The sequence below is a fragment of the Pseudomonas sp. NY15437 genome, from assembly GCF_048068435.1.
GTDB lineage: Bacteria > Pseudomonadota > Gammaproteobacteria > Pseudomonadales > Pseudomonadaceae > Pseudomonas > Pseudomonas nitroreducens_B.
The window spans coordinates 41,045-53,161 of record NZ_JBLUQC010000013.1 but is presented as its reverse complement, the minus strand read 5'-3'; the positions used below and the strand labels follow the sequence as shown (position 1 = coordinate 53,161).

General features: G+C 64.8%; 11 protein-coding genes. 7 read left to right on the top strand and 4 right to left on the bottom strand.

Features of this window, described 5'->3' with window-relative positions; genetic code table 11:
- Window positions 1-64 precede the first annotated feature (64 nt).
- From ACNFIA_RS24615 to rssC, 4 genes are all read left to right on the top strand, one after another.
- A complete protein-coding gene (locus ACNFIA_RS24615; RefSeq protein ID WP_416789508.1) occupies window positions 65-781 on the top strand; it encodes a UTRA domain-containing protein in 717 nt (238 codons plus the stop codon).
- A gap of 169 nt (window positions 782-950) precedes the next feature.
- Window positions 951-1,655 (top strand): VacJ family lipoprotein, encoded by a 705-nt coding sequence (locus tag ACNFIA_RS24610; RefSeq protein ID WP_259755943.1) that lies wholly within the window; start codon window positions 951-953, stop codon window positions 1,653-1,655.
- A 179-nt stretch (window positions 1,656-1,834) separates the two neighbouring features.
- Complete coding sequence (rssB, locus tag ACNFIA_RS24605) at window positions 1,835-3,019, top strand: two-component system response regulator RssB (protein ID WP_259755941.1); 1,185 nt, start codon at window positions 1,835-1,837, stop codon at window positions 3,017-3,019.
- Window positions 3,016-3,498 (top strand): anti-sigma factor antagonist RssC, encoded by a 483-nt coding sequence (gene rssC / locus ACNFIA_RS24600; protein ID WP_259755940.1) that lies wholly within the window; start codon window positions 3,016-3,018, stop codon window positions 3,496-3,498. The genes rssB and rssC overlap by 4 nt, the downstream gene beginning before the upstream one ends.
- Window positions 3,499-3,564: 66 nt before the next feature.
- On the opposite strand, the gene tal is transcribed toward rssC, so the two are convergent.
- A complete protein-coding gene (gene tal / locus ACNFIA_RS24595) occupies window positions 3,565-4,485 on the bottom strand; it encodes a transaldolase (protein ID WP_259755939.1) in 921 nt (306 codons plus the stop codon).
- 62 nt (window positions 4,486-4,547) lie between these two features.
- Window positions 4,548-5,540 (bottom strand): tRNA dihydrouridine(20/20a) synthase DusA, encoded by a 993-nt coding sequence (gene dusA / locus ACNFIA_RS24590; protein WP_416789502.1) that lies wholly within the window; start codon window positions 5,538-5,540, stop codon window positions 4,548-4,550.
- A 269-nt stretch (window positions 5,541-5,809) separates the two neighbouring features.
- Here dusA and ACNFIA_RS24585 point away from each other — a divergent pair, with 269 nt between their 5' ends.
- A complete protein-coding gene (locus tag ACNFIA_RS24585) occupies window positions 5,810-6,985 on the top strand; it encodes an O-antigen ligase family protein (RefSeq protein WP_416789499.1) in 1,176 nt (391 codons plus the stop codon).
- Here the strand turns inward: ACNFIA_RS24585 and ACNFIA_RS24580 are convergent, their stop codons facing one another.
- Window positions 6,986-7,756 (bottom strand): 2OG-Fe(II) oxygenase, encoded by a 771-nt coding sequence (locus ACNFIA_RS24580; RefSeq protein WP_416789496.1) that lies wholly within the window; start codon window positions 7,754-7,756, stop codon window positions 6,986-6,988.
- Between the two features lie 171 nt (window positions 7,757-7,927).
- Here ACNFIA_RS24580 and ACNFIA_RS24575 point away from each other — a divergent pair, with 171 nt between their 5' ends.
- Both ACNFIA_RS24575 and ACNFIA_RS24570 read left to right on the top strand, forming a co-directional pair.
- The gene (locus tag ACNFIA_RS24575) at window positions 7,928-8,266 is read left to right on the top strand and encodes a hypothetical protein (RefSeq protein WP_416789493.1); all 339 of its coding nucleotides are present in this window, start codon (window positions 7,928-7,930) and stop codon (window positions 8,264-8,266) included.
- Between the two features lie 64 nt (window positions 8,267-8,330).
- Window positions 8,331-9,974 (top strand): methyl-accepting chemotaxis protein, encoded by a 1,644-nt coding sequence (locus tag ACNFIA_RS24570; protein ID WP_416789490.1) that lies wholly within the window; start codon window positions 8,331-8,333, stop codon window positions 9,972-9,974.
- Between the two features lie 429 nt (window positions 9,975-10,403).
- On the opposite strand, the gene ACNFIA_RS24565 is transcribed toward ACNFIA_RS24570, so the two are convergent.
- Window positions 10,404-11,750, bottom strand: a complete 1,347-nt coding sequence (locus ACNFIA_RS24565; protein ID WP_259755931.1) for a nucleobase:cation symporter-2 family protein — start codon at window positions 11,748-11,750, stop codon at window positions 10,404-10,406.
- Between the last annotated feature and the right edge of the window lie 367 nt (window positions 11,751-12,117).

Here is a 12,117-nt window from a genome sequence, read left to right as displayed (position 1 = left end):
GACGGTCCGATGAAGTCCGCCGCCGTGCCGTTATAATCGCCGCGCCTTTTTGCGGAAGATGCCCATGCCGGTCGAACCCATGCCCCACTACCTTCGCATCCGTGACCAGCTGGCGCAGGACATCGCCACCGCCAGCCTGAGCCAGCGCCTGCCCGCCGAACGCGAACTGGCCGAGCGCTTCGGTTGCACCCGCGTCACCCTGCGCGAAGCGCTCCAGCAGTTGGAAACCGAAGGCCTGCTGTACCGCGAGAACCGCCGCGGCTGGTTCGTTTCGCCGCCGCGCATCCGCTACAACCCGACCCGCACGACCGGCTTCATGGACTACGTCCAGGCCCAGGGGCGTATGCCGCGCACCGAGGTGCTGGCCGCCGAGCGCCGCGCCGCCGAGCCGGCACTGGCGCGGCGCATGGGGCTGGCCGAGGCGGCGGAGGTCTTTCACATCCTGCGCCGCCGCTGGGTCGACGAGCGGCCGGTGATGCTGGAGGAAATCACCCTGGACGCCAGTTGGTGCCCCGGCCTGCTCGACCACGGGCTGGATACCTCCCTCACCCGCGTGCTGCGTGACGAACTGGGGCTGAGCCTGTCGCGCTCCGAGCTGGCCATGCATTCCACCGCGCTGGTGGAGGCGCGGGCGACGCCGCTGCAGCTCACGCCCGGCTCGCCGGGGCTTTATGTGGAGCGGGCCAGTTACACCGACGGCGGCCGGCTGGTGGAGTGGGATCAGGAATTCTGGCGCTCCGATGCCCTGGAAATTGTCATCGACGCACGGTATCCGGACTGAAGTGGCACTATGCTTTCAACTGGACGCATGCGAAACGCCGGCCTGCCGCGCTGAATCGAATTTCTGCGATATCGGTGCGGGTCTGCAAAATCGTTGCGCCTCTATATAATCTGCCCGCATAGCGGGGCCGCCATGGCTGGCCCGATAGACCTTCACTGGAGAATTCCCGATGCGCCCACTAGGCGTCCAATGGACCAAACGCTGCTTCAGCCTGATCGCCGCCGCCGGCCTGGCCACTATCCCATTCCTCGCCCAGGCCGCCAGCGAAGACGACCCGTGGGAAAGCGTCAACCGTCCGATCTTCACCTTCAACGACACCCTGGACACCTACGCCCTCAAGCCGCTGGCCCAGGGGTACCAGTACGTCACTCCGAACGTGGTGCAGGACGGCGTGCACAACTTCTTCGGCAACATCGGTGACGTGAAGAACCTGGTCAACGACCTGCTGCAGCTGAAGTTCCGCGACGCCGGTGTCGACACCAGCCGCCTGCTGTTCAATACCACCTTCGGCCTGGCCGGTTTCATCGACGTCGCCACCCACATGGGCCTGCGCCGCAACGACGAAGATTTCGGCCAGACCCTCGGCCACTGGGGCGTGGGCAGCGGTCCCTACGTGATGCTGCCGCTGCTGGGCCCGAGCACCCTGCGCGATGCGCCGGCGCTGATTCCGGACTCCTTCACCGGCCCCTACCCGTACATCGACAACGTGCCGGTACGCAACAGCCTGCGTGGCGTGGACGTGGTCGACACCCGCGCCGATCTGCTCAAATCCGAGAAGCTGATCAGCGGCGACAAGTACACCTTCATCCGCAACGCCTACCTGCAGAACCGCGAGTTCAAGGTCAAGGACGGCGACGTCGAAGACGACTTCTGATCGCTTTGCACGCAGACCGCTCTGTCCTCCAGCCCGCGCCAATCGTGGCGCGGGCGGCGCCTGCTTGAACCCTTGAGCGGATGGGAGTAGTGTCTGCGCCTTGTCGCGACCGACCCGCGCCGCTGTTCCCTAGAATGAGCGCCACACCACAACCCCGGCGCCGTTTGCCTGGATGACCCATGCACAAAGCCAGTGCCTCGCTGCTGATTATCGATGACGACGACGTCGTCCGCGAAAGCCTCGCCGCCTACCTGGAAGACAGCGGATTCAAGGTCACTCAGGCCACCAACGGCCTGGAAGGCCTTAAAGTCTTCGAGCACGAACTTCCCGATCTGGTGATCTGCGATCTGCGCATGCCGCAGATGGACGGCCTCGAGCTGATCCGTCGGGTCAGCGAGATGGCGGTGGAGACCCCGGTGATCGTGCTTTCCGGTGCCGGTGTCATGAGCGACGCCGTCGAGGCCTTGCGCCTGGGCGCCGCCGACTACCTGATCAAGCCGCTGGAAGACCTCGCCGTCCTGGAGCACTCGGTCCGCCGTGCCCTGGACCGCGCCTACCTGCGCTCTGAGAACCGCCGCTACCGCGAGAAGCTGGAAACCGCCAACCGCGAGCTGCAGGCCAGCCTGAATCTGCTCCAGGAAGACCAGAACGCCGGTCGCCAGGTGCAGATGAACATGCTTCCGGAGACGCCGTGGGAATCCGAAGGGCTGGTGTTCTCGCACCAGATCATCCCGTCGCTGTACCTCTCGGGCGACTTCGTCGATTACTTCCGTGTGGATGCCCGGCGTATCGGCTTCTACCTCGCCGACGTGTCCGGCCACGGCGCCTCGTCGGCCTTCGTCACGGTGCTGCTGAAGTTCATGACCACGCGGCTGCTGTACGAATCCAAGCGCAACGACCGCTTGCCGGAATTCAAGCCGTCGGACGTCCTCGGTCACATCAACCGTGGGTTGATCAACTGCAACCTTGGCAAGCACGTGACCATGCTCGGGGGCGTGATCGACCTGGAAACCGATCGTCTGACCTACAGCATCGGCGGTCACCTGCCGTTGCCGGTGCTCTACGTCAACGGCGAAGCCCGCTACCTGGAAGGCCGCGGCCTGCCGGTAGGGCTGTTCGACGAAGCGACCTACGACGATCATGTCCTTGATCTACCCAAGTCCTTCAGTCTTTCCCTGTTCTCGGACGGCATTCTCGATGTGCTGCCGGGAGCTACGCTGAAAGAAAAGGAAACGGCCCTGCCCGAGCAGGTCGTCGCCGCCGGCGGAACCCTGGATGGCCTGCGTCAAGTCTTCGGACTGGCCAAGTTGTCCGAGATGCCGGATGATATTGCCTTGCTGGTGTTGAGCAGGAACCTTGCATGAGTACCGGTAAAATCCAGTTCGCCGAGCAGGATGGCTCATTTGTCCTGAAGTTCGTGGGCGAAGTCCGACTGACTCTGTGTTCGGCGCTGGATGCCACCATTGAAAAAATCTTCGCCGCGTTGAATTTCTCGGCGATCATCATCGATCTCACGGAAACCCAGAGCATCGACAGCACCACGCTGGGCCTCCTGGCGAAGTTGTCGATTCTGTCGCGGCAGAAGATCGGTCTGTTGCCCACGCTGGTCACCACCAACGCGGACATCACCCGGCTGCTGCAGTCGATGGGCTTCGATCAGGTGTTCAACATCGTCGATCACCCCGTTCCGTGCTCGGATTGCCTGACCGATCTGCCTCCCCAGGACCAGTCCGAGGAGGTGGTGCGCGGCAAGGTGCTCGAAGCCCACCGTATCCTGATGGGCCTGAACGAGACCAACCGCGAGGCCTTCCACGACCTGGTGAGTGCGCTCGAGCGCCACTGATTCGATGAGCCACAATGCAAACCGGCGCCCTGGGGCGCCGGTTTGCATTGGCTCGTCCGCTGTTTTTCAGCGGCTCGCGAGCAGTGCCTCGAGCTTCTCCTGGTCGCGAGCGAACAGGCGGATGCCCTCGGCCAGTTTCTCGGTGCCCATGGCGTCTTCGTTCATCTGCCAGCGGAAGGCGCTTTCATCCAGCACCTGACGCGCTTCGCCGCCACCGGGCTGCAGCACGCGCGGCAGTTCGCCGTCGGCGTCAGCCAGCTGTTGCAGCAGGTCCGGACTGATGGTCAGGCGGTCGCAGCCGGCCAACTGCTCGATCTGCCCCAGGTTGCGGAAGCTGGCGCCCATCACCACGGTTTCGTAGCCGTTGGCCTTGTAGTAGCGGTAGATCCGCGAAACGGACTGCACGCCGGGATCTTCCGCGCCCACGTAGTCGCGGTTGTTGGCCTTCTTGTACCAGTCGTAGATGCGCCCGACGAAGGGCGAGATCAGGAACACGCCGGCGTCGGCGCAGGCCGCGGCCTGGGCGAAGGAGAACAGCAGGGTCAGGTTGGTCTGGATGCCTTCGCGCTCCAGCTGCTCGGCGGCGCGGATGCCTTCCCAGGTGGAGGCGATCTTGATCAGCACGCGGTCGCGGCCGATGCCCTGCTGGTCGTACAGCTCGATCAGGCGATGAGCACGTTGCAGGGTGGCTTGGGTGTCGAAGGACAGGCGGGCGTCCACTTCGGTGGAAATGCGCCCCGGAATGACGCCCAGGATGTCCTTGCCCACGGCGACGGCGAAACGGTCGCACGCCAGGCCCGCATCACCCTGCGCGCCTTCGGTGGCGCGAGCCAGGTGCTCGGTATAGCGGGGCAGGGCGGCGGCCTTCAGCAACAGCGACGGGTTGGTGGTGGCGTCCACCGGCTTCAGGCGGGCAATGGCGTCGAAATCGCCGGTATCGGCGACAACCGTGGTGTACTGCTTGAGTTGCTCGAGCTTGGAGGTCATGGCGCGTCTTCCGTGGAAAGTGCATCGACCTTACCCGAGGCCGATGCGCCACTCAACGGGACTCAATGACCGGCGAGAAGTTCTCCCGCTTGATCGAGCAGCCCCAGGGAATCCCGGGTCTTGTGAACGTCCACCGAGAGCAACTGGCGGAAGCGTCGCGCCCCCGGGAATCCCTGCGCCAGGCCAAGCACGTGGCGGGTCACATGGTGCATCGCGCCGCCCTCGGCGATGTGCCGCTCGATGTACGGGCGCATCCGCGCCAGGGCTTCGGCGCGGGTGATGGCCGGTTCCTGCGAGCCATACAGCGCGGCGTCCACCTGGGCCAGCAGGTAGGGGTTGTGGTACGCCTCGCGGCCGAGCATCACGCCGTCGAACACCTTCAGGTGCTCGCGGCACTCCTCCAGGGTCTTGATGCCGCCATTGAGGACGATTTCCAGCTCCGCGAAGTCGCGCTTGAGCTGCGCGGCGATGTCGTAGCGCAGCGGCGGGATTTCGCGGTTCTCCTTCGGTGACAGGCCCTCGAGGATGGCGATGCGTGCGTGCACGGTGAAGCTGCGGCAGCCGGCGTCGCGCACCTGGCCGACGAAATCGCAGAGCTCTTCGTAGCTGTCGCGACCGTTGATGCCGATGCGGTGCTTGACCGTCACCGGGATCGACACGGCGTCGCGCATGGCCATCACGCAATCCGCCACCAGGGCCGGATGGCCCATCAGGCAGGCGCCGATCATGTTGTTCTGCACGCGGTCGCTGGGGCAGCCGACGTTCAGGTTCACCTCGTCGTAGCCGGCCTGCTCGGCCATCTTCGCCGCGGCTGCCAGGTCCGCCGGGTTGCTGCCGCCCAGTTGCAGGGCCAGCGGGTGCTCGCACTCGTCATGACGCAGAAAGCGCGCGGCGTCGCCGTGCAGCAGGGCGCCGGTGGTGACCATTTCCGTGTATAGCAGGGCGTGGCTGGACAGTTGTCGCAGGAAAAATCTGCAGTGCCTGTCAGTCCAATCCATCATCGGCGCCACGGAGAAGCGGCGGGAGGGCTCGGGGCGCGGAAGCTGGTCGTTCATGGCATCGTCAACTTGAGGGCCCAACTCCCCGCCGGCTGGGCGTTCGGAAGTGGGTCGCGAAAAAGGGGCGATAGTTTACCTTCCGCTGGACGGACCTGCACGCCGAATACCGGCCGTCAGGCGGGATCATCGGTCAATTGTTTCAGCAGATTACAGGCACCGTGTATAGTGCCGCGTCAGTCTGATCGAGCCTTGCACACGTTATGCAGATCCAACGAATTGCACCGGGATTGAAGGTAGTAGGTGTCGTCCTCACTGGCATTTTGCTGGTGAGCCTGTTGATCGGGCGGTTCTGGTGGCCCACCGATTCGGGCAATTGGGAAAAGACGCTGAGGTTGATGACGGTCCTGTCCGTTCTGGCCTGTTCGGTCGCGCTGATTCGCGAGCGCGCTCGCTGGGTGTCGGTGTTGGCTCTGTTATTTGGTCTGTTCTGGCTGGGGTTGCTGGCCAATGCCTTGGCAGCGAACTCGTCCAGTTCGATGCGCCAACTGATGATGATCCTGCTGTTCAGCCTGGTAGTGATTGGCATGGGCGGCCAGGACGGCCGTTTCTGGCGCGTCGTGCTGGGTATCGGGGCCATTGCGGGTGCCGGCTTTGCCCTGTTCTCGCTGGTGCACAAGGCTCAGCTCGGCGAGTTTTCCTTCGCCTACCGGACCATGAACATCCATGACTCGGGCGTGCCAGGTGTGGCGGACTTCGGCATCACCATCGAAGCCGGCATGAACTACGCATTCAGCTTCATCGTCTCGCTTTGGCTGGCCATGCGCAGTCGCCGCTGGCCGGCAGCCGGACTATGGAGTCTCTGTGCGTTGTCGCAAGGCCTCTACATTTACTTCACTTTCTCGCGAGCGGCCTGGATGGCTGCCCTGATCGGCGCCGTAGTACTGGTGCTGGTGGCTACCCATGGCCGGGTGCGCAAGGCGGCGCTGGGGCTACTCGGGCTGGGAGGGCTTGTGGCGGCGGTGGGGGGGTATCGCCAGTTGGCCTACGAGTTCGGCTCCAGGGGGCTGACCCATCGGGATGAGGTCTGGCGGACGGTCATCGAGCGGGTAGGTGAGCATTGGTGGTTCGGCCACGGCGCGCACACCGATCTGGGCGATGTGGTGCTCAGTACCGGCCAGGTGGTGCACAACCCGCACAGCCTTTATCTGGAGGTGCTGTACCAGTTCGGTGCGGTGGGCCTGGCGTCGCTACTGGTCATGCTGCTGGCCAGCCTGTGGACGCTCCTGCGCAGCCGCGCGACCATGGCCCCGCTGTGGTTCTCGGTGTTGGCGGCGTCGACGATCGTTTTCATGGTGGAAATGCATTTCTTCATCGCCGCACCCAACGTGGTCTGGATGTGGCTCTGGCTCCCGCTCGCCGGCGCCCTGGGGGCTGCCTCCCGCGAGTACTGGGCGCCTCGTAAGGCGCCGATGATTTCCTCGCTGGATGCGCGTCCCGCCTGATCAGGCGGCGCGGAACAGCCGGCGCCAGCCGCTGGGTTTGCCGGGGCGCGCCTCGTCGGCGCGCTTGCGCGGTTCGAAGACGACGTTGAACAGTCGGCGATAGTGGCCTTCGGGGCAGGTCAGCTTTTCTACACCGTGCCAGGCGTTCTCGGTGTTCTTGAACAGGAAGCTGCGGTTGTCGCGGATATCGCAGCCGATCGCTTGCGCGAAGTCGGTCAGCTCGGGGTTGTCCTGCGGCACCTGCTTGTCCTTGAGCACCAGGATCGAGCCGCCCCATTCCGGCTGCCAATCCGCCGAGGTATTGAAGTAGAAGATGTGCGTGCCCAGCTTGGTATGGCTGTCGCGGTGCGGCGATACCTCCGAGCCGGCAACGCCGACATGCCAGGCAAAGCGCACGACGAAGTCTTCTACTCCGAGCATGCGCTTGGCGAAGGCGGCATATTCGGAATTTCCCTGCAGCTCCAGCATGAACTGCTGCCAGACCACTGGTAGGTCGCTCAGTGCAACCACGCCCTCGCTGCCGGCCGCGCGATCGTTGTAGATGGACTGCTCAAATGCCAGGTAGTAGCGATTGTGGGGCCGCTGCCCATATGCGCGCTGGATCCCGTTGTGCTTTTCGAACATCGCCAGGCTCGGGAAGTTGTCGTACAGGGCCTGGAAGGCTTCCGGCCGCAGGACGTCCTGGAAGGAAAACCATGGAAACGGCTGCTGGAGCGTGAAGTCTTCCGTGGCGAAATCGCGCAGCATGCGGTCGTCGAGAAAAAGCGACATGAAGATGGCCTTGGATGCAGTTTGAGAAGTGCGGATTCCATTCCGGGGAATGGCACTCCGCCATCCCGTGTAGTGTAGTTGTTACAAATGTTTTCGGTCCATATCCAGACCGCTTGAAATGGGGCTGCGTGCTACTACGCTCAGCCACTCTTTCCAGATAGGAATCAGCTGATGAGGCTGCGTGTAATGCTGCTATTGGCAGGGCTGTCCGGATGTACCTCGCCGGGCCTGCTAAAGGAGGAGGCGCCGGCGCTGCGGCTGGAAAGCGGCACGTCGCCGTCGGTGTACATAACCTGCCTGCTGCCGAAGTGGCAGGCGATCCGGCCCGGCGCAAGCGTGACGGAGATCCGCTTCGGCTACCGGCTTCTGCTGCCGGCCGCGTCGGGGGATGCCGCGCAGGTGCTGCTGGAAACGACGGCGGCGGACAAGGGCAGCGCGGTGGCGCTGTATCGTCGCGACGCGCCGGCGGCGGACGATGCGATCACGCTCGCCGCGCGCAGCTGTCTGTAGCGACTCAAGCAGCGTCTCGTCTACCACTAAGGAACGATAGCCGCCGGCTGAAGCAGGCGGCCTAATGGCTCTGACAAGAATAATCGGGCTCCCCGGCAGCGCGCCCGCGCTGCGCAGCGGTAGGGCCCGCCAGAAGAGAGCTGCCGCCATGGATATCGCGCGTCCGCGTATCGTCCTCATCCTTACCTTGCAGACTTGCGGCCTGGTGCTGCTGTTCATCGCCCAGTCGCTGGGCGGTTGGCCCTTGTCGCTGTGCCTGCTGCTTGCCGCGCTGCTGCTCTGGGGGCCGTGGTTCATCCCTGAAAAGACCGCGCCGGCCGGTGCGCTGGCGGTATTGCCGGATGTCGCCGAGTTGACCCGCGAGCTGTCCCAGGGCACCAGCCGCAATGCGTTGTCCGCCGCCGGGGTGTCCTATTCGGTGCAACGCCTGGTGGAGAAACTCGAGTCCCAGGTGGTGGCGGCCGAGCAGATCGTCGGCAGCGCGGAGGTGATGATCCACACCGAGCGCGCCACCTCGAATCTGGCGCGGCAGGCGAAGGAGGCCGCGACCCTGGCGCGCGCCGGCAGCGATGCCGGGCGTGGCGAGCTGCAGGCGGCGATCCAGCGCATGCATCAGCTCAGCCAGCGTGCCAGCGCCAGCCGCGCGCTGATCGAGACGCTGAATGCGCGCAGCGAGGATATCCAGCGCGTTACCCAGGTCATCCAGTCCATCGCCAGCCAGACCAACCTGCTGGCGCTCAACGCGGCCATCGAGGCGGCGCGGGCTGGCGAACATGGCCGCGGCTTCGCCGTGGTGGCCGAGGAAGTGCGCGGCCTGGCCGGGCGCACCGCCGAGGCCACCGACGAGGTCGGGCAGATGGTCGAGGATATCCAGCGCCAGACCGGCGAGGTGGTGGAGCAGATCCGCCAGCTTACCGATGAGCTGGGCCTGGGCGTCAGCCAGGTGGAGAGCACCGGACGCCAGTTGCAGGACATCGCCGGGCTCGCCGCGACGGTGGAAACCCAGATCACCGAGATTGCCGAAGGGGCGGAAATCAACCGCAACCAGCTGGACAGCCTGTTCGCGGCGGTGGAGCAGGTGCGCGGCGACCTGCGCGCCAGCGACGAACAGACCCACCGCCTGGCCGACGCGGCGATGCAGTTGGAGAGCCAGGCGGAAACCATCAGCGAGCGCTTGGCCGAGGTGGCGCTGGACGATTACCACCAGCGTGCCTATGACCTTGCCCGCGCTGGCGCCCAGGCCATTGGCGCGAAGTTCGAGGCGGACGTGGAAAGCGGACGGATCGGCTTCGACGACCTGTTCGACCGTGACTACCAGCCGATGCCCGGCACCCGCCCGCAGAAGTACCGCACGCGCTTCGATCGCTACACCGACGAGGTGCTGCCGCGCATCCAGGAAGACCTGCTGCAGCGCCATGAAGGGCTGGTGTTCGCCATCGCCTGCACTGCCGAGGGCTACGTGCCGACGCACAACCAGGCGTTCAGCCACCCGCCGTCGGGCGACCTGCAGGTGGACATGCTCAAGAGCCGCAGCAAGCGCCTGTTCAATGACCGCACCGGGGTGCGCTGCGGTAGCCACAACCAGCCGATGCTGCTGCAGACCTACTGCCGCGATACCGGCGAGCTGATGCACGACCTCTCGGTGCCGATCTATGTGCGTGGCCGCCAATGGGGAGGCCTGCGCCTGGGCTACCGGCCGGAAGCCTGAGTCCCCGGTGGGGCCTGGCGCTGCCGGTCGATGCCGCTACTGCGGGCGGCGTAGGAGCAACTGTCTTCTTCTGATAGTTCGTGCTTGGGATTCCCTCTCCCTAACCCTCTCCCTTCGGAGCGGGCGCGCAGTCAGGGCGGGGAGAAGGGAGCCCCAGAACGTAGGGCGTATAACGCGCCAGCGTTATCCGCCGTGCGGGTTTTGGTGGATAACCTTTTTCAGGTTATGCGCCCTACGAGCATCCTTCGGACGTCGATCGCGGGCATGGCCCGCTCCTACAGGGAAGAGCGGACTTAGTTCGCGATGGTTTCCGGTTGGCACCGCGGCGCCAGGGGCGATTCGCTACCAAGCGCTGCGAAAATAAAAAAAGCCGCGAAGGAGTGTACGCGGCTGGGGTGCGGGCGTCCGGGAGGCGCCCGCGAAAGGGACTCAGTGATGCCCGCAGAGGGCGTCGCGGCCATGCTCGCCGAGGATGTTGAAAAGGATGTTCAGCACCACGGCCCAGATCGCGGTCATCGCGATGCCGCTGTGGGTGATCGGCTCCATCCACTGGGGCAGGGCGGCGAAGAAGTCCGGACGCACCACCGGCACCATGCCCATGCCGATGCTCACCGCCACCAGCAACTGGTTGCGGCGGTCGACGATGTCCGCCTCATGGAGGATGCGGATGCCGCTGGCGGCGACCATGCCGAACATGGCGATGCCGGCGCCGCCGAGTACCGCCGGCGGAATCGAGGCGACCAGGAAGGCAGCCTTGGGCAGCAGCGACAGGGCGATCAGGAACAGTGCGGCGGCGGCGGTGACGTAGCGGCTGCGCACGCCGGTCATCTGCACCAAGCCGATGTTCTGGGCGAACGAGGAGTGGGTGAAGGTGTTCATGAAGCCAGCGACGAACGAGGCGCTGGCATCGCACAGCAGGCCGCGGCGCAGGCGGTTGGGGCAGATCTCGGTGTCGGTGATCTTGCCCAGGGCGAGGAACATGCCGGTGGACTCGACGAAGATGATCACCACCACCAGGCACATGGACAGCACCGGCGCGAGGTGGAATTCCGGCGCGCCGAAGTGCAGCGGGGTCACCACGTCGAACCATGGGCGCTGCTCGATGCCGTCCAGGCTGACCATGCCCATGCTGGCGCCGATGATGTAGCCCAGCAGCATGCCGATCAGCACCGAGACGTTGACCCAGAAGCCCTTGAGGAAGCGGTTGATCAGCAGGATCACCGCCAGCACGAAAGACGACAGGGCGAGGTATTCGATGGCGCCGAAGTTGGCCGCTGCCTTGCCGCCGCCAGCCCAGTTGATCGCCACCGGGAACAGGCACATGCCGATGGAGGTGATCACGGTGCCGGTCACCAGCGGCGGGAAGAAGCGCACGATGCGGCTCATGAACGGCGCGATGAGCATGCCGAAGAAGCCTGCGGCGATGGTCGCGCCGAAGATGCCGGTCATGCCCACGCCGGGCATCCCGGCCATGGCGACCATGCTGCCGACCGCGGCGAAGCTGGCGCCCATCATCACCGGCATGCGGATGCCCACCGGGCCGATGCCCAGCGACTGCACCAGCGTGGCGATGCCGGCGACCAGCAGGTCGGCGTTGATCAGGAAGGCGATTTCCTCGCGGGACAGGCCGGCGGCCTGGCCGACGATCAGCGGGACGGCGACGGCGCCGCCGTACATCAGGAGAACGTGCTGGAAGCCGACCAGCAGCAGCTGCAGCAAGGGCAAACGCTGGTCGACGGGCGAGCCGGTAGTGGAGCGCTCAGTTACCACGGACATGCAACACCTCGGTTTTTATTGTTGTCAGTCGCTGGTTGCCGGACGGGCACGACAACCGGGAAGTACTGGCCGATCTCACCCCCGGGGCCGAGCGGGTGAAGCGGTGCGGGACTTTATAAACGCGATGTGTATTACGTTCAATCGATTTTTGTATACAACTGCTCGGTCACGTTTTGTCTTCGTAGTGCTGCAGGGCTCTGCGCCGCGTGTTTCCTGGCTTCGGTGTTTCTGTAGCCATTGGTCGAGTGGACTACATTTTTTGTTTAGCGCGCGCTTTTCGTAGGAGCGAGCTTGCTCGCGAACCGGGCCATACCCGATCGATCCGGCGTGCGCTGATGGTTTGTTCGCGAGCAAGCTCGCTCCTACA

Bases quoted from the DNA above. Each gene is read 5' to 3' on its own strand.
- ACNFIA_RS24615 (WP_416789508.1), top strand. From the start codon at position 65: ATGCCGGTCGAACCCATGCCCCACTACCTTCGCATCCGTGACCAGCTG.
- ACNFIA_RS24610 (WP_259755943.1), top strand. From the start codon at position 951: ATGCGCCCACTAGGCGTCCAATGGACCAAACGCTGCTTCAGCCTGATC.
- rssB (WP_259755941.1), top strand. From the start codon at position 1,835: ATGCACAAAGCCAGTGCCTCGCTGCTGATTATCGATGACGACGACGTC.
- rssC (WP_259755940.1), top strand. From the start codon at position 3,016: ATGAGTACCGGTAAAATCCAGTTCGCCGAGCAGGATGGCTCATTTGTC.
- tal (WP_259755939.1), bottom strand. From the start codon at position 4,485: ATGACCTCCAAGCTCGAGCAACTCAAGCAGTACACCACGGTTGTCGCC.
- dusA (WP_416789502.1), bottom strand. From the start codon at position 5,540: ATGAACGACCAGCTTCCGCGCCCCGAGCCCTCCCGCCGCTTCTCCGTG.
- ACNFIA_RS24580 (WP_416789496.1), bottom strand. From the start codon at position 7,756: ATGTCGCTTTTTCTCGACGACCGCATGCTGCGCGATTTCGCCACGGAA.
- ACNFIA_RS24575 (WP_416789493.1), top strand. From the start codon at position 7,928: ATGAGGCTGCGTGTAATGCTGCTATTGGCAGGGCTGTCCGGATGTACC.
- ACNFIA_RS24570 (WP_416789490.1), top strand. From the start codon at position 8,331: ATGGCTCTGACAAGAATAATCGGGCTCCCCGGCAGCGCGCCCGCGCTG.
- ACNFIA_RS24565 (WP_259755931.1), bottom strand. From the start codon at position 11,750: ATGTCCGTGGTAACTGAGCGCTCCACTACCGGCTCGCCCGTCGACCAG.